This is a genomic window from Phycisphaerales bacterium, assembly GCA_020852515.1.
GTDB lineage: Bacteria > Planctomycetota > Phycisphaerae > Phycisphaerales > UBA5793 > UBA5793.
The window spans coordinates 240,836-260,716 of record JADZAS010000002.1 but is presented as its reverse complement, the minus strand read 5'-3'; the positions used below and the strand labels follow the sequence as shown (position 1 = coordinate 260,716).

Below are 19,881 nucleotides of genomic sequence, written 5' to 3'. Positions count from 1 at the left end.
CCGGCGGAAAACCGGCCGCCTGACCGTCCTCAGGCCCGAACGGCAGCCTGAACAATAGCGCTGAAATCCCCCGCGTTGAGCGAGGCGCCACCGATTAATCCGCCATCGACATCCGGCATTTTCATCAGCCCGGCCGCATTCCCCGGCTTCATCGACCCGCCGTACTGGATCCGCATCGCCGCAGCGGTGCTCGGATCGAAGATCTCTCCCAACGTCGCGCGAACGGCCGCGTGCGCCGTCTGGGCGTCGTCGGGCGTGGCGGTCAGGCCCGTCCCGATCGCCCAGACCGGCTCGTAGGCGATCACGATGCGCCCCGATTGCGAGGCTGAGACGCCGTCCAGGCCGGCAGTGAGTTGTCGGGCGTTGATCTCATCTGTCTCGCCCGCTTCGCGCTGCTGGCGGGTCTCACCTATGCAGAGAATGACGCTGAGCCCGGCCGCCAGAGCCGCCCTGGTCTTGCGGTTGACGAGTGCATCATCTTCGCCGATGACGTGCCGCCGCTCGCTGTGGCCGGTGAGCACCCAACGGCAGCCGCAGTCGCGCAGCATCGCGGCGCTGACCTCCCCGGTAAACGCGCCGTCGGTTTCCCAGCAGACGTCCTGGGCGCCAAGCACGACCGCGGAACCGTTGATCGCTCGGCCGACTTCGAGCAGGTAGGGGAAAGGCGGGAAGATGACGACTTCGACCCCCGCATCGGCCTGATGAGCCGACGCCACGGCCGAGGCGAGCGACGCCGCCGAGCCGCGGTTGGTGTTCATCTTCCAGTTCCCGCCAACGATCGGCTTGCGCGGCACGATGACCTCCTCGGCGGCGAGCGTGTTGCAATCGCCCGCCGCCTTCTGTGCGAAGGGGATAAGAACGGCGATCTTAGCCCGACCTGGCCGAAGCCGCAGCCGGTCGGGGAGGTCTGAATCGAGCAAATCTCCGCAATCCGCCGCCCGGGGCTTAACCGCGCCAGACTCAAGGCCGATTTCCCACATCGATGCGCCACCGGATCGGCTGGTCCGGCTGGTTCTCGGACCCCGATGCGCCGGAGCGCCGTGCGTGCTTGACCCGCTTCTATCTGCCGCTGCCGCCACCGAGGAAAGCCTCGATCTCGATGACGCTCTCATCACCGCGCCGGCGCAATCCCGCCGGCTCGCGGGCGCGGGTGGGGCATTGGGCAGCTGCGTCGGCTTGGTGGCGGTGGTGCTGGCGGTGGGGACGGCCGGCTCGGTCTCGGGTCCGCGCGCGGGCCTTGCAGGCGAATTGGATGCCCAGCCCACGGTCGAGTCGCCTGAGATGAAGACCGAATCCGCCGCGAGTGTGCAGCCGGCTCCTTCGGCCGACCAACTTGCGCTCACGCGAGAACTCGAGCGGGCGGTGCTCGAGACCCAGGCAGAGGTGCAGGCCGCCGAGGCGCGTCTGGCCTTGCTCCGGGTGGAGGCGCGGACGCGGGCCCTGCGCCGGGCTGAGAGCGCCCTTCAACAGGCAGATCACCTCGAAACAGACGGCAGCCCGTTCGAGGGGCTGAATGCCCGGAGCCTCGCTGTTCGCACCAAGGAGCGCGCCCGTGAACGGCTTCATGCCGATCTGGCGCCTCTTGGCGCCTTGCAGCAGCAGGCGGAAGCGGACTTGGACCGGCTGCGCCTGGCCCTTGAGACGGCCCAGGATCGCCTGAAATCCGCCAAAACCGGCGATATCGACCTGCCCTCGCGCCTCGGCGGGACATCGCGACCGTCGCCGCAGTCCGCGTCGGGTTCGCTCGCCGGGGTGACGCTGGAAGATCTGCAGGCGCTCATCAGGCGGCATCGAGCCAGCCTGCTCGCCTCGCCCTCTTCCTCTCGCTGAGGCAGCCTGACCCCCCCCCATGTCCGGCCATCAGGCTTTCCCTTGCCCCCGCCGGGCCGTCGGTTCGTAGAATAGAGCCTGACGTCGCGGTCCTGAAGAGTGCGGCGGGAGGGAGCGTCGGTGGCAAAGTTACGCCACATGTTTATTGCGGCGACACTGCTCGGCGCGTCGAGCGCGCTGGCTTGTGCGCTGCCCGGCGCCGCGCGAGCCGACGATCGGGCCCGCGCCGCCGATGTGCTGGCTTCGCTCGAAGCCTACGCGCGCGAACTGGACGACCCCGATCTCAGCACCCGTCAGGCTGCGACCGATCGCCTTGTCGGCGATCCGACTATCGAGACGGATGTCATCATCGAATTCGTGAAGTCGCGTTGGGGATCCTTGCCACCCGAGGCCGTCGAACGTTTTCTCATGGCGTCGCGGCAACGCTACATTGACAATCCCGGCGCGATCGGCATTCAGTTTGGCGAGTCGGACATAGCCGTGATACAGACCGTGATCGACGGCACGCCTGCGGCGCGCGTCCTTCAGCCCGGCGATCAGTTTCTTGCGCTCAACGGACAGTTGCTGCCGGAACGGCGGGCGCAGCAGCAGCCCGAACTGCTCAAGCGGATGGCCGGGTGCCGGGCCGGCGACGTCGTCAAGGCGCGCATCCGCCGCGGCATGCGCGAACTGGACGTCGAGTTCGCGCTGGCCGATCCGCGCGGCCTGCCCCGTTTCGAGGACTTCATCGCGCAGATGCAGCGCGAAATGGCCCAGAAGTGGGATGAAATTCGCGAGAAGGAGCTCCCGCCCGACGCACGACTGCTCATCGACATGAACATCCTGCCGGCCGGGCAAGCCTCGGCTGCGCCCGTCTCGCTGAGCGGCGGCGTGGATGACGCCCAGTTGATCGAGGCATTCAACCGCCGGCGCGTGGAAGTCTCGCGCGACATTGCCCGAGTGATGGAAAGCAGTTCAGACGCCGACTCACCCGAGCGCCGGCGCGAACTGGAATCCCAGTACCTGCCGCTGATCGACGAATTCGCCCGGCTCAACGCGCGGCTGCGGCTGCTGGAGGCCTCGGCTTCCGGCCGGCGCCGGCGCTGAGCGAGCGCGGCGTCCACTTGTTCACTCCTGACGCGATTCCTAGTCTGTAGCAATCGTTCAGGGGACGCCATGCCCGGCATCGCGCCGATACAGCAGGCTTTGATGTACGCTCGAAGCCCGGCGGGTGGGTGCGCCGACCTCTCCAGCCGGCTGGCGCCGCCCTACGACGTCGTTACCTCGGCGCTCCGCACTCAACTGCTCAAGGCTGATGCGCTCAACAGTTGCGCCATCGATCTGCCGCAGTTGCCGATCGATCGAGTCGGCCCGCGCGAGGGCTATGCGCGCGCCCGCTCACTGTTGGAGTCGTGGCTGGGCCGGGGAGCCTTGGCGCCGTGCGACCGCCCGGTCTATGGCCTGCTGCGCCAGACGTTCCGCGATCGCGGTTCGATCGCGCGGCGGCACGCGATCTTCGCCGACGTGCCTCTGGTCCCGCTGGGACGGTCCGCCGGGCTCTACGCCCACGAGGAGACCGATTCGGGGCCGCGCGGCGACCGGCTGGCGCTGCTGCAGGCGCTGCGGGTACAGACGTCGCCGATTTTTGGCATCTACAGCGACGACGAGGGCGCTGTCGAAGAGCAGATCCGGCATCGCCTCATCCGCGATGAGCCTCGCGCCGTGGGCGTTTCGCCCGACGGTACGCTGTCTGAGCTGTGGCTTGTCGAGCGCGAGGCTGAGGTGAACCGCCTTACCGCCGCGTTCGGCTCGCGCGATGTCATCATCGCCGACGGGCACCACCGCTACGCCTCGCAGGTCGCCTACCTCGAGTCGCTCGGTGGGGCAGCGCCGCGGGCCGCGCGCGCCTGCATGATGGCGCTGGTCGCGCATCAGGATGCAGGCATGGCGATCCGACCGCTGCACCACGTGTACGGCGGCATGGAGAATTTCAGCCTCGAGAAGCTGCTGAAAGAGCTCGGCGATCTGTTCCGCATTGAAGAGACGGCCGGGACGGAAGCCGATCTGGAGTGCCATGTGTTCCGGGCCTGGTTTGAGCGCTCCATTCCCATGGGACTGGTCGATTTCGAATCCGGCCGGTGCTTTGTCATCAGCACCCGCGAGGTCGATCCGCTCGCTCAAAATGCGCCCGAGGCCCCCGAAGCATGGCGGCGGGCGGCGCCGGTGGTCTGCCGCCGCCTCGTCGTCGATCGTGTGTTGCGCGATTGGTGCAATGCTGGGCGCGATCCGCTTCAGCGCGCGGTGGCTGAGATTCCCGAAATGCGCCGGGCGGATGGACGACTCGATCGGCCGCAGGTCGGCATCGTCATGCTGCCGCTGCGTCTCGAAGATGTGCTCGCCATTGCCGCCGGCGGATTCCTGCTGCCGGCGGATTCGACTTTCTTCTGGCCCAAGATGCCGACCGGCCTGCTGTTCAAGTCACTGGAGTAAATGATGGACCGACCTCGTTGCGTTTCGCCGTTGCTCGGACTCTCCCTGAGTCCTTTCGTTCTGCCGGCCGTTGTGGCGATCTTCCTCGTGCTCGCGGGCGGCTGCCGCTCGATCTGCTGCCCCTCCGAAGCGCAGCTGAGCCCGAATCCGCCCCGCCCGGCCCGCATCAACCATCTCGCGTTCTTTAAACTGAAGAATGCCGAGGAGGCGCTGGAACTGATTGCTGATTGCGATGAGCAACTCGCCGTGATTCCAGGCGTGGTGTCGTACTACTGCGGCACGCACCTGGACGTCGGCCGCTCCAACGTGGATGGCGACTACGACGTGGGCTTCTACGTCGGCTTCGAGGACGAGGAGGCCTACCGCACCTACGTCAATCACCCGAGCCACGTGGCGCTGGTCGAGAAATGGAAGCCGCGCTGGGAGTGGATTCGGGTCCACGACGTGCTGGATGAGTCTCCCTGACCTCCGTATGGTCGCACGGGGAATCCCAATAAGACCGTAAGCGCCCTGAGCTTTCAGAAGGAAGAAGAGCATGAGTCAGTTCGATGCCGGCGGAATGGACCCCTATCGAGACCACGGTGGCGAGCCGCCGCGCACCAGTCTGCTGGCGGTCTCGGGCTTTGTCTGCAGCGTGATCATCTGCTGCCCGCTCACTTCGCTGCTCGGGCTGCTGATGGGCGTCGGCGGGCTGCTGTCGGTCTCGTCTTCGAACGGCCGGCGCAAGGGCACCGGCCTGGCGGCGGCGGCGATCATCATCTCGATCTTGTCGCTGGCCGGCCAGGCGCTGCTCATGCAGTGGGTGCGGCCGTACGCGCAGGAGTACTGGAAGATGTTCACGCTCGTCGCGCAGGGGCCCAAGGAGTTCATCAGCGACGTGCAGATTGGCGATTTCGCCTCGGCGCGGACGCACCTGTATGCACCCGTCGAGACCCAGGTGAGTGATGCGCAGCTTCAGGCCTTCGCCGATGAAGTCACCGCGCGCTACGGCAGCGTCCAGCAGGGGATCCAATCCTCCTCGACCAACCAGCCGATCGGCGGCTCGGGCGTCGGCGAACAGTCGATGGATGTGAGAAGCCAACTCGTCTTCAGCAAGAAGACGTTGGATACGACGATGACGATCAAATTGCTCGTCGGCCCGAACGGTCGGCTCGAACAGGTGGGCATCGCGCGCATCGTCCTGCACGATCCGGATCTCGGAGACCTCATCTTCGACGAAAACGCGGCCGAAGCGCCGGTGAGTGGCGCCGAACCGGCCCCGCCCGGCGAGGATGAGGAGCCGGCGCCGCCGGGGGGTGAAGGCGGCGGTTGACGCCGGCGCCGGACTTCAATCACGCTGTGCCATGGCCACGCGTCGCCGCCCGCTGCAGGCAGGCATAGCGCGTCAGAGGCGCATTTCTTCGCCGGTGGACGCGAGGCGAATCGTCTTGCTGTCGATGTTGTGGAACGCTTCGATGCGCCGCACGGTCCGGAAGCGCGAGCGCATAAGCACCGACTCGGTGATGCAGTGCTGCTGGTCGTAGCGGATGCCGCGCAGCATCGGCGAGTCGCTGATCCCGGTGGCGACGAAGATGATGTGGTCGCCCTTGGCCATTTCGTTGACGGTCCAGATCTTGGAGAAGTCCGCCTCGGTGCACCCGTGCTCCTTGACGAGCGCCTGGCGTTCGGCATCGTCGCGCGGCCACATGCGCGAGAGGTGCTCGCCACCGAGGCACTTGATCGCGGCGGAGGCGATCACCGCCTCGGGACTTCCACCGATGCCGATATAGAGGTCCACCCCGGAGTTGGGCAGGCTGGGCGCGATGGCCGCGGCCACGTCGCCGTCGGAGATGAGCCGGATGCCGCAGCCTGCTTTGCGGATGGCATCGATCATGTGCTGGTGCCGCGGCCGGTCGAGCAACACCGCCACGAGATCGCGCACGCGCTTCTTCAACTTGAAGGCGATGATGTCAAGGTTCTCATCGATCGGCGCATCCATGCGGATCTTGCCCGGACCTTCGGCAACCTTCGGGCCGAATGCAATCTTCTCCATGTAGTAGGAGGGGATGACCGGAAACAGTGCCGACGGGTCATCGTGCGGATCTTCGCAGGCTGCTACGGCGAGTACGGAAACGGCGCCCGGCAGTCCCTTGGCCGTCAGCGTGGTGCCGTCGATCGGATCAACCGCGACGGCAAGGGGGATGCTGCCCTCCACCCACGTGCCGAGTTTTTCGTCGGTGAAGATTCCCGGCGCATCATCCTTGCGGCCCTCGCCGATGCGCACGAGCGCTTTGCAGTGGATGAGCTGGAACATGCCGCGCATCGCGTCGGAGGCGGCGCCGTCGGCGATGTTCTTGTCGCCCTTGCCGAACCACTTCCACGCTGCCATCGCGGCATTCTCGGTGGCGCGTACAAGGTCGAGATCGATCTGGCGCTCTGGATCGGGGACTGCTTTCTTGGGCATCTCTCTTCTCTCGTGAAAGACCGGCGACTGAATGAAATCGCACCAGCAGGTCAGAATACGCGCATGGCACAGACGCGGCGAGCCGTCGCGCGATGATCAGGGAATATCCCGGGCGCAGCGAAAGCCGGTGTGGCACATGCCGGTCTCGGGCGTCGAGTCCGAGCGGCCCGAGACGCGATAGCCGTGGCACACCACCGGGTCGCAGAGGAACGACCCGCCGCGCGTGGCCTTCTTGCTGTTCTTGCCGGGCGTGAAGGGCTGATCGCGATTCGCATAGGGCCGGAACCAGTCCGCCGTCCACTCCCACACGTTGCCGCCCATGTCCGTCAGGCCCAGTGGGGAGGCGCCATATGCGCCGACGGGCGACGTCGCCATGTAGCCGTCTGCGGCTGTGTTGAGATCTGGAAAAGAGCCCTGCCACGCGTTGGCCATGTACTTGCCATCCACGACCAGTTCATCGCCCCAGGGGTACTGCGGCCCGCCGTTGCGCGCGTTGCGGGCCGCGTGCTCCCACTCGACTTCGGTCGGCAGCCGCTTGCCGGCCCAGTTGCAGTACGCCATCGCATCGTTCCACGACACCTGTGTGACCGGGTGGTCATCCGCGGCGGCCGACTTGTCGGGGCCGAAGGGATGCCGCCAGTTCGCACCTTTCTTGAGGCTCCACTCGCCAGTGTCGAAGTCGAACACAGCCGAATCGCCGAACTCTTCCGCCTGCGTGCGGTAACCGGTGGCCTGGACGAACTCGCGGAACTGGGCGACGGTGACCGGATGAATGTCCAGAAAGAACGGCTGGACGTCAGCGGTGAACACCGGCTGCTCCTGCGGCAGGCCATCACTCGAGCCGATCTTCGTCTTCCCGCCCGGGATGTACACCATGCCCGGCGGCGGCGCGGGCGGCGCGGATGCAGGAGACGCCGTGCGGCGGCACGCGCTCGTGGTGCACGCAACCAGAACGCAGCAGAGAATCGACGCGACGCGCATGTGCGATTCTATCGGTTCATGCTGCAGCGTGCGGCGAATCCGCCGGGCGGTCCGGCGGCAGGGGGCGGCGAAGCACCCAGACCAGCGCGCCAACGCCAACAACCACCATCGCCACGCTCAGCCACTGGCCCCGGCTCAGGCCGAGGATGCGTTCGATACCTTCGTCGGGCAGGCGCCAGATTTCGGTGATGATGCGCAGGATGCCGTAGGTGATCAGAAACCAGCAGCCGACCACGCCGTAGCGCCTGGGCCGGATGACAAAGAAGATGAAACCAAGCACCGCGCCCAGGATGATGCCCTCTGCGAACGCCTGGTAGAGTTGCGAAGGGTGGCGGGCGATGAGCATCGGCTCGACAGTCGAGATGACCTGCTGGTTGCCGGCGCGAACGGCGGTGAGCAGATCGTGCTGATACTGCTGAAACTGCACGAGCGCGGCAGGAACGCGCTCCTCCACGGAGCGCAGGAACTCCTGCCATCGCAGCGGGGGGATGTTGAAGTAGTCGGCGAGCCCCGGCGCGGCGCGGAATTCGGCAGCGCCCCACTCCTCGACGATCTCGTGAGGGAATTTCACCGCGAGCGGAAACGACGGATCGCAGGGCTCGCCGCGCAACTCGCCGTTGATGAAATTGGCCAGGCGTCCGAAGAAGAGACCCAGCGGCACGAGCAGCGCGCTGACATCGAGCAGCCCGAGCGGATTGATGCGATTTCGGCGCGCGAAGATGGCCATGGCGATGATCACGCCGAGCATGCCGCCGTGGCTCGCCATGCCGCCGCGATTGATGGCCAGCACTTCCCACCACGGCGCCGACGAGGTGAAGGTCCACAGCGCCGCCGGGTGATAGAAGAGCACCCAGCCGAGCCGGCCGCCGAGGAGCACGCCGGCCACGGCGTACATGACGTAGTCGCCGACCTGCTCGGGCGTGAGCACGATTCGCCCCCGCCTGGCCAGGCGCGTGGCCAGGAGATAGAGGCAAACGAAGCCGGCCGCATAGGCGATGCCGTACCACCGGATGCCGAAGTCGCCGGAGATGCGCCAGGCGAACGGGTCGAGGCGGTGGAGATACGCGGCCAGTTCGAGCATGGAGAGCAGCCTTTGCGCCTCGAAGCATCAGCACAGACGGCGGAACATCACCTCCGGGCCGGCGCCGGGCCGCGCCCGGGCGCCACCTGCGGCATGAGTTTGCCCTTGAGGATCACATCGGCAATCTTCTCGCGCACGCCCTGCGTCATCTGGTCGTACAGCCGGCGACCTTCGCGCCGGTACTCGACGCGAGGATCCTGCTGGGCGAAACTGCGGAAGCCGATCGACGTGCGCAACTGGTCCATCGAGTAGAGGTGGTCCTTCCACGACGTGTCGAGCACCTGCAGCAGCACGTACGACTCGAATTGCATCAGTTCGCTGCGGCTGAAGTTCTCGAACTTGGCTTCGATCATGGCGCGGCGATCTTCGCCCGTCAGGCCGCGCTCGTTATCCCTGAGCGCCATCCGGTAGCGCTCCTTGAGGTGCTTGTCGAGCGATTCGTCGTCGGGGCAATCGCGCAGCGCCGTCTCGATCGCCTGCTGTCTGCCGGAAGCCATCCATCGCTCGTTGGCTTCGAGGATCTCCTTGTGGTACTCGCGCGGCGTCATCGTCAGCAATCGCTTGTCGTCGAGATCGATGCCGAAGCGGAAGCTGGCGTACGCGGCAAGATTCGCCAGTGCTGCGCGCGGGTCCTGGGCCATGATCGCCATGGTCATGTCCACGGCGTAATCCACGGGATAGCGGAGTTCGCGCTGGGTGTAGGATTCTTCGACCTTGTGGAACACGAGGCTGCTGGCCGCGGCGATGCTCAGGTCCGCGAGTTCTTCGGCCTTGAGTTCGATGCCGAAGCGGTTGTTGGCCCAGTCGGCGAGCATCTTCTGCGCGTAGTTCGGCTCGAGATACCGCTCGATCTCGGAGTAATCGACGGCTTCGATCTGGCGGCGCGCGGCGTCGCAGAGGCGGTCGGCGATCTCGCGCTGCGGCATGTCGCGCGCCTCGTCGGCGCCCAGTTCGACGCCGTAGCGGCTCTTGGCCCAGTTCACCAGTCCTTTGAGATCCCAATCCTCGGGATCGCCTTCGTCGTTCTTGAATTCCCCGATGCTCACGCCGATGAGGTTGCGCGACTCCTCGAACGCCGCCCGCTGAATGCGGTTGAGCATGTCCTCGCGGTCGAGATTGATCAGGCGATCCGGCGGCATGGAGACGTCCAGCGTGTTCTGCGCCCACTCGCCGACGCATGTCGGCACGTACTCGGGCGAGAGGAAACGATCGCACGCGTCGTCGATCGCCTCGCCGAGGTATTCGAGCACCAGGGCGCGGAGTTGCCGGCCTTCGAGGACGCGCTGGCGGCGCGAGTAGAAGTCGTGCCGCTGATGGTCCATGACTTCGTCGTACTCGAGAATGTTCTTGCGGACCTCGAAGTTGCGCTCTTCGACCTTGCGCTGGGCGCGTTCGACGGCCTTGGTGAGCATTGGAGCCTCGATGGCGTCGCCCTCTTTCATGCCCAGGCGCGACAGCACGCGCTGCGTCGTGTCGCCGGCGAACATCTTCATGAGGTCGTCCTCGAGGCTGATGAAGAAGCGGCTCGAGCCGTTGTCGCCCTGGCGGCCCGAGCGGCCGCGCAGCTGGTTGTCGATGCGGCGTGACTCGTGGCGCTCGGTGCCGATGACGTGCAGCCCGCCCAGGGCCTCGGTGGTGTCCCACACCGCGAGGTGATGGAGCAGGAAGTTGCCGTTCTCGTCGAGAGCCGCGCGCAGTTCATCATCCGTCATCTTGCCGATGCGCTTCTCGTCGTAGAGCGTGTGCTCGACGGCCCAATGCACCAGCAGCCGGTGCGTGATCTCGGCGTCGCTGAGCGCTTCGACCTCGTTTTTCTTGAGGCCCAGCGTGCGCTCGGCCAGGAAGCGGTGAATGCGGGTGATGATCTCCTCGTCGCTCATGGAGGCTTCGACCTGGCGCGGGCAGATCTGCCGGCGCTTCCAGTGGTCGAGCAGCGCCTGGCGATCGATCTTCTGCAGTTTGATGTCCGTGCCGCGGCCGGCCATGTTCGTGGCGATCATGACGGCGCCCAGCGCGCCGGCGTTCTCGATCATGTGGGCTTCGCGCTCGTGCTGCTTGGCGTTGAGCACTTCGTGCTGGATGTTGTACTTCTTACTCAGGCGCTGGCTGAGCATCTCGCTCTTTTCCACGCTCGTCGTGCCGACCAGCACGGGCCGGCCCAGGTCGTGAAACGTCTTGATCTCCTCGACGATCGCACCCCACTTGTCCTTGCCGCTGAGGTAGATCCGGTCGTTGTAGTCCCGGCGGACCACCGGCACGTTCGTGGGAATGACGACCACATCCATGTTGTAGATGTCGTGGAATTCCTGCGCCTCGGTGTCGGCCGTGCCCGTCATGCCCGCCAGGCGCTCGTACAACTTGAAGAAGTTCTGGATGGTGATCGTCGCCATCGTCTGCGTTTCGGGCTTGATCTCGACGCGCTCCTTGGCCTCGATCGCCTGGTGCAGGCCGTCGGACCACTGCCGCCCGACCATGAGACGGCCGGTGAACTGATCCACGATGACCACCGCGCCGTCCTTGACAACGTAGTCCTTGTCGCGCTCGTAGACTGCCCGGGCGCGCAGCGCCTGCTCGAGCAGGTGGGGCATGTCGATGTTGTCGCCGACGTAGAACGAGCCGATGTCGGCCACACGCTGGGCTTCGGTGACGCCTTCGTGTTCGAGGTGGACGCTCTTCTTGTCCATCTCGACCTCGTAGTACTTGCGGTTCACATCGCGCAGTTGCTCAAGGCGGGGCAGTTCCTTCTTGAGCTGTTCGATCTCGGCCCTCATCGCCGGGACGTTGGCCTTTTCGCGCGTGTTGCGGATGTCGCCCTCGAGGCCCTTGATGCGGTTGCGGCACTCCTCGACTTTCCGGTCCGCGTCCTGCCAGGGCTTCTGCTTCTCGACAAGGTGCGCGGCGAGTTTGTCGGCCAGGTGGTAGCGCGGCGAGTCCTCGTGCGCCTGGCCGGAGATGATCAGCGGCGTGCGGGCTTCGTCGATGAGCGTCGAGTCCACTTCGTCCACGATGGCGAAGACGCGCTGCCGCTGCACCTGGTCCTCAAGGCGGATCTTCATGTTGTCGCGCAGGTAGTCGAAGCCGAATTCGCTCGTCGTGCCGTACACCACGTCGCACTGGTACGCGATCTTCTTGAACTGCTCGGGCAACTCGTGGTGCGGCGCGATGTAGCCGACGGTGAGGCCGAGGTGGTAGAAGAACGGGAACGTCCAGTAGCGGTCGCGGCGAACGAGATAGGTATTGACGGTGACGACATGGATCTGCCGACGCGCGATCGCGTGCACGTAGCACGCCAGCGGCGCGACGATGGTCTTGCCTTCGCCCGTCTTCATTTCAGCGATGTTGCCGAAGTAAACGTCCCGCGCGCGGGCGGCGGAGCGGATGCGGTCGTAGCGATGCTCGGCCAGCACCATCCCGCCAACCAGCTGCACATCAAACGGCCGGGCCCGGAACGGCGGCTTGCTCTGTGGATACGCTTCGCGCACCGCCGCGTAGATCTCGTTGGGAATCGGCAGCACCTTCCACGCCGGCACCGGCTCCACGTTGCCGATGAGTTCGCCCGTCGGCGGCAACTCGCCCTTCTCCACCATCGTCGCCTTCACGTCTGCGTACAACTTGCGGGCCCGCTCGTTGAGCACGGAGGGATCAAAGTTCAGGTTGGGATCGAAAATGTTGCGGATGCCCACGGCCCGATCCATCACCTCGCGGGCGACGGCGAAGGCCTCCACGAGCATGTTCTGCTCGCTCTCGCCGCCGGCGAAGCGGTCGCGGAACGCCGCGGTCTTCTCGCGCAACTGCGCATCGGTGAGTTGGGCGACTTCCGATTCGAACGCGTTGATTTCCTCAACGCGATGGAGGTAACGGCGAACGAACCGCTCGTTGCGAGTGCCGAAGAGCTTGGCCATCATGGGGCCCAATACGGGAACGCCTGGCATGTTTAAATCCTTGACTGGCTGCAGAGAGTGATGAATCGACCGGAGCGCACGGTTCGCGGCGACGCCGGCGCCCAGCGGCTGCGCGCAAAAGGCGCAGCGCCATGCCGGCAACGCGTCATCACGCCAGCGGGGGAGGCAGCGCGAGGTGGGTCACAAGCACTCGCCGCTCGGGCGGCCAGCAGCAACTCTCAGGCACGGCGGCGAGCGTCGCCGTGACCCGGCCCGATTGAACCACGTGCAGCGGCGCGAGCGCGACTGTCAGTTCCGCGCGGGCGCCCAGCAGGTGCCGCGCCGCCTGCGCGAGGCAGTCGGTCAGCGACCTTCCGCCCGTCGAACCAGGTTCGTCACCGTCGATCGGCCGGATGATCCAGCCGCGCGATCGCTCGATGACCGCTCCGTCCGGCAGGCTTGAGGCCGCCGCCAGGATCGCCACCAGCGCGGCGAGCGTCGCCAGCGAGGTGGGCAGAGGTCGGGTTGAGCGGTCGAGTCGGGACATTGGTGCTGGGAAGTAGTATCGGCCTGGCGCGGCCGGCCGGCAAGTGGGATTGTAGGTTGGTCCGCCGCGCTCGCTTTCCCAACCGTTATTGGGAGGGGCCGCGGGTCAGTGCCGGGTCGGGCTCCTGCGACGAGAGAGCCCGGGACTGCTCCACGAGGCGGTCCGCCTGCCAGCGGTCGTCGCGACCCCCGGTCTCGGCCGGCTGCCCCTCGCCCCCCCGGGCCGCGCGGGCCGCCGCCTGGCGCGAGACGAGATCGGCGTGGGTGGTAAAGTAGGGCAGGCTCCGGCCGCGGAACTCATCCACGGTCTCAAATCCATGCTGGTCCATGAAGGCCCGCAGGTCGTCGAGCATCGGCCGGATCATGCGATAGCCGAACTTCATCACGCCCGTGCACACCTGCACCGTCCCGGCGCCGAGGAGGATGAACTGCACCGCGTCATCGCCGCTCTCGACGCCGCCCGCGGCGCTGACCGTCGCCGCGGGGAAATCAGCGGCGACCAGCCGGGCGGTCTCCATCACCATGCGCAGCGCAATGGGCCGGATGGCCTTGGACGAGTACCCGCCGGCCTCCGAATATCCCTCCACGGTGGGGAGGGGACGAAGCGTCTCCAGGTCGACGCCCATGACGCAAAGGATGGTGTTGATGGCGGTGATGCCGTCGCATCCTGCCTCCAGAGCCGCGCGGGCCGGCTCGACGATGCTCGTGATGTTGGGCGTCATCTTGGCCCAGATGGGCTTGCGCGTGGCGCTGCGGGCCCACTGGCACACCTCCCGCACAATCTCCGGGTCCTGGCCCATCGCCTGGCCCATGTGCCGCTCGGGCAGGCCGTGTGGGCACGAGAGGTTGAGTTCAAAGCCATCCACACCCATCTCGTCGCAGCGCTGGATAATCTCGACCCAGCGGTCGCGCGCGCACTCTTCCATCACCGAAGCGATGAGCGGGCGCTGCGGATAAAGATCCTTGATGCGCCTGAACTCGTCGAGCCAGGTTTCGAAGGGCCGGTCGCTGATGAGTTCGATATTCTCCCAGCCCATGATCTCATCGGAATCCGCAGCGCGCAGGTGCGCGTAGCGCGGGCTGACGTTGATGATCGACTCGGCGTCGAGGCAGACGGTTTTGCACACCACGCCGCCCCAGCCTTCGTCGTAGGCGCGGCCGATGACGTTGGCGTTCGTCCCCGGCGGGCCAGAGGCGATCACAAAAGGGTTCGGGAACCGCATGCCATTGATACAGACGCTCAGATCGGGCATGAGCCGCGCTTTCGCTGATGTGCTGGTATTTCCACCGCCCAATGATAGAGCCGCGCGCGCCACGGGGTGCTGTGATCAAGCGAGGCTCTGCGAGCGCAGGCCACGCAACGGTGCAGGAACACCCCGCCCGCTGTGACACGCGTTCCGCGAGACGGCGTGGCCCGCCGGTCGCAGAGCCTCACTCTGGACCACGGCACCGAGAGATTACTTGCGCTCGATGGGAAGCGTCGGACCCTGGGGCTGGCTCTGGGCTTCCTGCTGCTTCTGAAGGCGGTAGGCTTCGAGCCCCTCGGGCGGCGGGAAGGCCTGGTCGAGCGTCATCCGGTCGGTCAGGCCGCTTCGCTGGAAGTTGTCCTGCAGGGCGGTGAGGATGTTGTCGTAGACCCTGAGTTTGAGGCTGTTGTCTGCCCGCTCCCAGACGGCCATGCGCTCACCCATGGTTGAGATGCCGTCAGTCATGACCATCTGGAACGCCTGCAGCAGCATGTCATCCCATTCAAATGTGAGGCGGCCCTCGCCGGGCGTGAGGATGGTCTCGCGATTGCCGACGTCCTTGTAGAAGTTGTCATAGATGGCGCGGGCCATGCGGACGTTGCGATTGAACGTCTGCTGGTCGCCCCGGCCCAGGCCGAAGCGGAACGCCGCAGCGAGCAGGGCGATGCAGTCGTTGCGGGCGACGCTGATCGACGACCAGCGGTCGGCCGTTTCGTTCATGATGAACGATTCCAGCGGCGCCTCGAACCGGTCCGGATGCTCGGGCTGGAAGAACTTCTCATCGTTGCGCAGGCGCGCGTAGATCTCCTGGGCCCGCTCGTGGTCGCCGAACATGTACGCTTCGCGCACGCTGTCGATGAGGAAGTTGCGATAGCCGTCGATGAATGTCGCCGGCGTGCCGATGCCCCACTCGTCGATGAGGCGCTGGTTCATGAGCACGTAGGTGTGCTCGTAGAAAGGCACGAATCGCAGGTCGGGGCCGTGCGAGATCTCTTTTGAGACGAAGTCATAGAAGATGCGCCCGTCGCGCTTGAGCGCCTGCTCGGAGTGAAAGAGGATGCGGTCGGTGTTGACGCGGTCGAACTTGTTCTGCTCGCGGCGCGTCAGGCCGCGCTCGACGCCGACGGCGGCCCAGTAGAGCGAATGGGCCGAGGGCGAGCGCCAGTCGAGCGGGCCGAACTCCTCCATGAACTGCAGCATGTAGGCCGGGTCCATGTTGTAGACGTCTTTGAGGATGCGCTTGCGGGTGTAGGCGATGACCAGCGGCCAGGCGTCTTTGTACGCTTCGTTCGTCAGCGCCGGCTGCAGTTGCCGCACCGCCAGGCCCTGGGGCGAAAGCCGGCTGGCGTCGGTCACCTGCGCGAACTGCTCGGCCATGCCCGAAGCCTTGGCGACGGGGCTGGAAACCAGCGCCCGCGTGGACTCGATGGTGCGAAGGAGACGCTCGTCGAGTTCGAAGCCCGCCGCGTAGAGGTCTTCGAGCAGCGCCGCTGCGGCCGGCTGCATCTCGACGACGCGGTCCCAGCGCTCGGGGGCGTCGGCGATGGTCTTGATGGCCTCCTTGCGGCCCTCGAACGAATAAGGCGGTTCGCTGAGCAGGCCCTGCCACTCATCGGCGAGCTGCTGTTTGTAGTACTTGTTGGCGTCGTCGGTGTTGCCGGCGATCTTGTGGAGGAAGAACCACGCCAGTTCGCGATAGAGCATCATCTCGCTGGGGTTGTAGCGGATGCCGTAGTTGCGCAGCAACTGAATGCCATCGCGCACCCACTGCCAGCGCTCCTGCGGCGTGTGCGTGGCCACCGAGATGTTGTAGGCCATGTTCCACGCCTGGAACTGCCACACCGAGGCGTAGCGCGGCTGGAGTTGGGTGATCCACCGGCTGAGCTGGTAGGCCTCGAAGAACTTGCCGTCTTCCTTGAGTTTGTCGGCACGGATCCAGAGGTAGTTGGCGATGATGCCGCGCACCACTCCGATGCTCTGCGCCACGACCACCGGCGCCGGCGCGCCGGCCGCTGCTTCGTCGGTGTACTTCAACTGCGCATCAGACGCCGAGGCGTTGATGGCCGGCATGAGCCAGCCCGCGCCCAGCAGCGAGGCGAGCATGACCACGCCGGCGATGATCTGAATCCAGCGGTCGCGTCTCATGCGTGCCCCGAGTAGATGGCCAGTTGCCGAGCCCGGAAGATCACCCATCCCACGAAGGCGGTGAGGCCGGTCCACAGCACGGTGATCCAGACAAAGGTCTGCGACACCACCGTCCACGAGACATGGCGGCCCTCGATAAGGTTCTGCGTCGGCCGGACGCTGCCGTATTGCCGCAGCAGCCACTGCATCGCCGAGGCGATCTGCCAGATGACCGTGTTGAAGTAGTACCGCTCTTTGGTTACGGGATCGACCTTGTCAAAGTTCTCCAGCGACGCGGCCAGGAACGGCGCCGACTCGGCGCCAAAGAAGATCGTAAACGCCAGCAGGCACGCGACCGGGAAACTCGCAAACGTGGCTGCCGCAATTCCGAGCATGGCGAGGAAGCCGAGTTTGAGCCAGATGATGAGCATGGCGCGGAAGTAGTTCGCCTCGAACGTGTCCACTTTGTACATGATCTCGAGGCCGTCCCACGGGATGGTGATCGTCTCGCCGTACACCTGCCCCGTGTTCATGTTGCCGTTGGCGATGCGCACGCTGAGCGTGTGATCGTCACTTACGAATCCTGCGGGGATCATCACGTTCTGCGTCTGCACGAGCACCGCTTCCTGCGGCATGATGACGTTGCCTTCCAGCCAGATCGTGATCGGCACCGAGACATCGGGCATGTCCTGGCCGGAGTTCAGCTTGTAGCGAAGCGTCAGCGCGTTCTCCGGGTAGTACTCGATGCGCACCGTCTGACCCTCGCGCAGCGGATTCGGAAACGTCTGCTGCGAATCGGGAGGGATGAAGCGAATGAGCGTCGCGTCTTCCGCGAAGCCGAGCTGAAACTGGCCCGGCTGGGACGGCGTCTGGGGAACGTAAAAGGTCTCGCCGTCTTCGCTCCTGACCATCAAGTCAAACGGCGACTGGATGCGCGAGGGCACCACGATCGGCTCGCCGTCGAAGTGAACGGTGGTCTTGAAGCTCCGAGAAATCGGCGTGACGTTTTCGAAGAGGTACTCGCGGTATTCGCCGGGCGGAATCGAGAGCATCTGCGACTGGAGTTCGCTGAGCATCTCATTGGCGAGATTGGCGATGGCGGTGGGATTGTCCTTGAGTTCGGGATCCTCATCCGCCCGCTGGGCCGCTCGCGCCTTGGCTTCTTCGCGAAAATCCGGCACGGTCGGTCGCACGCCGATGCGCGAGGTGAGCACCTGCTCGGTGACGGCCATCTCGTCGAAGCTGTCCATGGCCGGCTGCGTGCGCAGGTACTGGGTGAACCAGAAGATGGCGCCTCCGGTCATGAGCAGCAGCAGGCCGTTGAGCACCGCGACGCCGATCCACTTGCCGATGAGGTATTTGAAGCGGCTCAGCGGCTTGCTGACGATCTGAAAGATCTGCTTGTCGCGCTGCTCGAATGCGACGGTCGCGGTGGAGAGGAAGACGGTCATGACCGCCAGCAGCGCGTAACTCACACCCGTGCCGTAACTGAGAAACGTCTGCACGCGGTACTGCAGGCGCTCGTGCGTGTCGAGCTGGGTGGCGAGGAAGGGAATGTAGATGATGAGCAGGACGATGAAGACCAGCGCGAGTTTCATGCGCACGGCTTCATCGAGCACAAGCCGCGCGACCGCCAGCGGGCCGATCGGGGCCGCGAGCATGAGCCGGGCAACCTGGAGCAGCAGCACGAAGAGAATGCTCAGCGAGCCGATGCCCAGCGCAATCTGGGCCCAGAGTTCCATGCCGAGCATTCGAAAGACGAACCAGAACGGCAGGGCGACGACGCCGATGGCCGCAGCCGAAAGCGTGCGGCCCAGCCAGATGACACCGACCACCGCCAGCGCGCCGATGACGGCGCTGCTCACCAAGTTGCTCGAAAGCGTCTCGGGCATCCAGGCGAGATCGGTGCGCGCGGCCAAGATGGCGATAATCGTTACCGCCACCAGGCCAAGCGCGGTCGCGACAATTTTGAACCGCAGGCTCTGCTGGAGCAGATTCAGGCGAGTAAGCAACTCGAAGAGACGGTCGATCATGCGATCACCTCTCCTCGCGGCTCTCGCCGGGCGATTCCTGCGAGCCGCCCATCAGCGAATCAAGGACGGAGCGATCAACGTCTTCCGCAGGGGCTTCCCGCTTGGGAGCCGGCGCTTTGCTCCGGTCGCCCTGCCGCGCGGCCGGGGCCTGGCCGCCGTCCACGAGCGAGTCGAGGACCGACTGATTCGGCTCGCCCGCCTGGCGCGGTTGATCGGCCGCGGGGCGCTCGGCCCGAGACGCGGCGGGAACCTCGGGCTCTTTCATCAGATCGGCGATGACCTTGTCGCCGCTCCGCTCGGCGTCCGGCTCGACGCCCCGCAGGAACGCCGCCGTCGGCCCGCCGCGCCCGGCGCCGGAGGTCTTCACGCGTTCGGCCTGGGCCTTCTCGACGATGGACATGAACAGCGACTCGAGGCTCTGTCGAGCCGGCGCCACGCGGATGATCCGCCGGCCTTCCTTCTGCTCGATGAACTCGGCAATCTCGTCGGCCTGCGTTTGCGAGAGCGCTTCGGTTTCGATGATCGTGCGATCGTCGGCGGTGAGCAACTCGTCGCGCGTGCCTTCGGCTCGCTTCTTGCCGCCATAGAGAATCGTCATCGAGTCGCACACATCTTCGACCTCGGAGAGCAGGTGCGAACTGAGAAGGATCGTCTTGCCGCGCTTGCCAAGATCGATGATGAGGTCCTTGACCTGCCGAATGCCCAGCGGGTCCAGGCCCGAGGTGGGTTCGTCGAGGATGAGAAACTCGGGGTCGTTGATGAGCGCCTGCGCGATGCCCACGCGGCGCTGCATGCCCTTGGAAAACTGGCCGACGGGGCGATGGGCCACGGCGTCGAGCCCGACCATCTCAAGCAGTTCATCGATGCGCCGGCGCCGGATGGCGCGTGGGTAGCCGAACAACTTGGCGTAGAAGTCCAGCGTCTCGCGCGAGTTCAGGAACTGATAGAGGTACGACTCTTCCGGCAGGTAGCCGATGCGCTTCTTGGCGGCGATGTCCGAAGGCTGCTTGCCCAGCACCGAAAGCCGGCCCGAGGTTTTGTGCAGCAGGCCGAGGATCATCTTGATCGTCGTGCTCTTGCCCGAGCCGTTGGGCCCGATGAGCCCGAAAATCTGCCCCGGCTCGATGCGCAGATCGAGATTGTCCACGGCCCGGACCTGCGCGCGGAGCCAGAAGTCGGAGAAAACTTTGGTCAGGCCCTGCGCGAGGACGACCGGAGTTCGAGATGTGGAATCGACAGGTCTCAT

Annotated in this window: 15 protein-coding genes; 5 read left to right on the top strand and 10 right to left on the bottom strand. The window is 65.6% G+C overall.

Annotated features, from left to right (window positions below; all coding sequences use genetic code 11):
• Window positions 1–29 precede the first annotated feature (29 nt).
• The gene (locus tag IT430_01225) at window positions 30–980 is read right to left on the bottom strand and encodes a triose-phosphate isomerase (GenBank protein MCC6906538.1); all 951 of its coding nucleotides are present in this window, start codon (window positions 978–980) and stop codon (window positions 30–32) included.
• Window positions 981–1,044: 64 nt separating this feature from the next.
• Here IT430_01225 and IT430_01220 point away from each other — a divergent pair, with 64 nt between their 5' ends.
• The 5 genes from IT430_01220 (at window position 1,045) to IT430_01200 (ending at window position 5,611) form a co-directional block, all read left to right on the top strand.
• Window positions 1,045–1,830, top strand: a complete 786-nt coding sequence (locus IT430_01220; protein MCC6906537.1) for a hypothetical protein — start codon at window positions 1,045–1,047, stop codon at window positions 1,828–1,830.
• Window positions 1,831–1,950: 120 nt separating this feature from the next.
• Window positions 1,951–2,916: a PDZ domain-containing protein gene (locus IT430_01215; protein ID MCC6906536.1), complete on the top strand. Its 966-nt coding sequence runs from the start codon at window positions 1,951–1,953 to the stop codon at window positions 2,914–2,916.
• Between the two features lie 102 nt (window positions 2,917–3,018).
• Window positions 3,019–4,299: a DUF1015 family protein gene (locus IT430_01210; protein ID MCC6906535.1), complete on the top strand. Its 1,281-nt coding sequence runs from the start codon at window positions 3,019–3,021 to the stop codon at window positions 4,297–4,299.
• 3 nt (window positions 4,300–4,302) lie between these two features.
• Complete coding sequence (locus IT430_01205; GenBank protein ID MCC6906534.1) at window positions 4,303–4,764, top strand: Dabb family protein; 462 nt, start codon at window positions 4,303–4,305, stop codon at window positions 4,762–4,764.
• A gap of 70 nt (window positions 4,765–4,834) precedes the next feature.
• Window positions 4,835–5,611 (top strand): hypothetical protein, encoded by a 777-nt coding sequence (locus IT430_01200; GenBank protein MCC6906533.1) that lies wholly within the window; start codon window positions 4,835–4,837, stop codon window positions 5,609–5,611.
• Window positions 5,612–5,683: 72 nt separating this feature from the next.
• Here the strand turns inward: IT430_01200 and glpX are convergent, their stop codons facing one another.
• The 9 genes from glpX to IT430_01155 all read right to left on the bottom strand — a co-directional run bounded on the left by glpX (window position 5,684) and on the right by IT430_01155 (window position 19,881).
• A complete protein-coding gene (gene glpX / locus IT430_01195; protein ID MCC6906532.1) occupies window positions 5,684–6,742 on the bottom strand; it encodes a class II fructose-bisphosphatase in 1,059 nt (352 codons plus the stop codon).
• A 96-nt stretch (window positions 6,743–6,838) separates the two neighbouring features.
• Window positions 6,839–7,723: a formylglycine-generating enzyme family protein gene (locus IT430_01190; protein ID MCC6906531.1), complete on the bottom strand. Its 885-nt coding sequence runs from the start codon at window positions 7,721–7,723 to the stop codon at window positions 6,839–6,841.
• Window positions 7,724–7,739: 16 nt separating this feature from the next.
• Complete coding sequence (gene lgt / locus IT430_01185) at window positions 7,740–8,804, bottom strand: prolipoprotein diacylglyceryl transferase (protein MCC6906530.1); 1,065 nt, start codon at window positions 8,802–8,804, stop codon at window positions 7,740–7,742.
• Between the two features lie 47 nt (window positions 8,805–8,851).
• Window positions 8,852–12,736 (bottom strand): preprotein translocase subunit SecA, encoded by a 3,885-nt coding sequence (gene secA, locus IT430_01180; GenBank protein ID MCC6906529.1) that lies wholly within the window; start codon window positions 12,734–12,736, stop codon window positions 8,852–8,854.
• A 118-nt stretch (window positions 12,737–12,854) separates the two neighbouring features.
• Window positions 12,855–13,232, bottom strand: a complete 378-nt coding sequence (locus tag IT430_01175) for a hypothetical protein (GenBank protein MCC6906528.1) — start codon at window positions 13,230–13,232, stop codon at window positions 12,855–12,857.
• An 85-nt stretch (window positions 13,233–13,317) separates the two neighbouring features.
• A complete protein-coding gene (gene preA, locus IT430_01170; GenBank protein MCC6906527.1) occupies window positions 13,318–14,484 on the bottom strand; it encodes an NAD-dependent dihydropyrimidine dehydrogenase subunit PreA in 1,167 nt (388 codons plus the stop codon).
• A gap of 204 nt (window positions 14,485–14,688) precedes the next feature.
• Window positions 14,689–16,623, bottom strand: a complete 1,935-nt coding sequence (locus IT430_01165; protein MCC6906526.1) for a hypothetical protein — start codon at window positions 16,621–16,623, stop codon at window positions 14,689–14,691.
• Window positions 16,620–18,635, bottom strand: a complete 2,016-nt coding sequence (locus IT430_01160) for an ABC transporter permease (GenBank protein MCC6906525.1) — start codon at window positions 18,633–18,635, stop codon at window positions 16,620–16,622. The genes IT430_01165 and IT430_01160 overlap by 4 nt, the downstream gene beginning before the upstream one ends.
• Window positions 18,636–18,639: 4 nt before the next feature.
• Window positions 18,640–19,881 (bottom strand): ABC transporter ATP-binding protein, encoded by a 1,242-nt coding sequence (locus IT430_01155; protein MCC6906524.1) that lies wholly within the window; start codon window positions 19,879–19,881, stop codon window positions 18,640–18,642.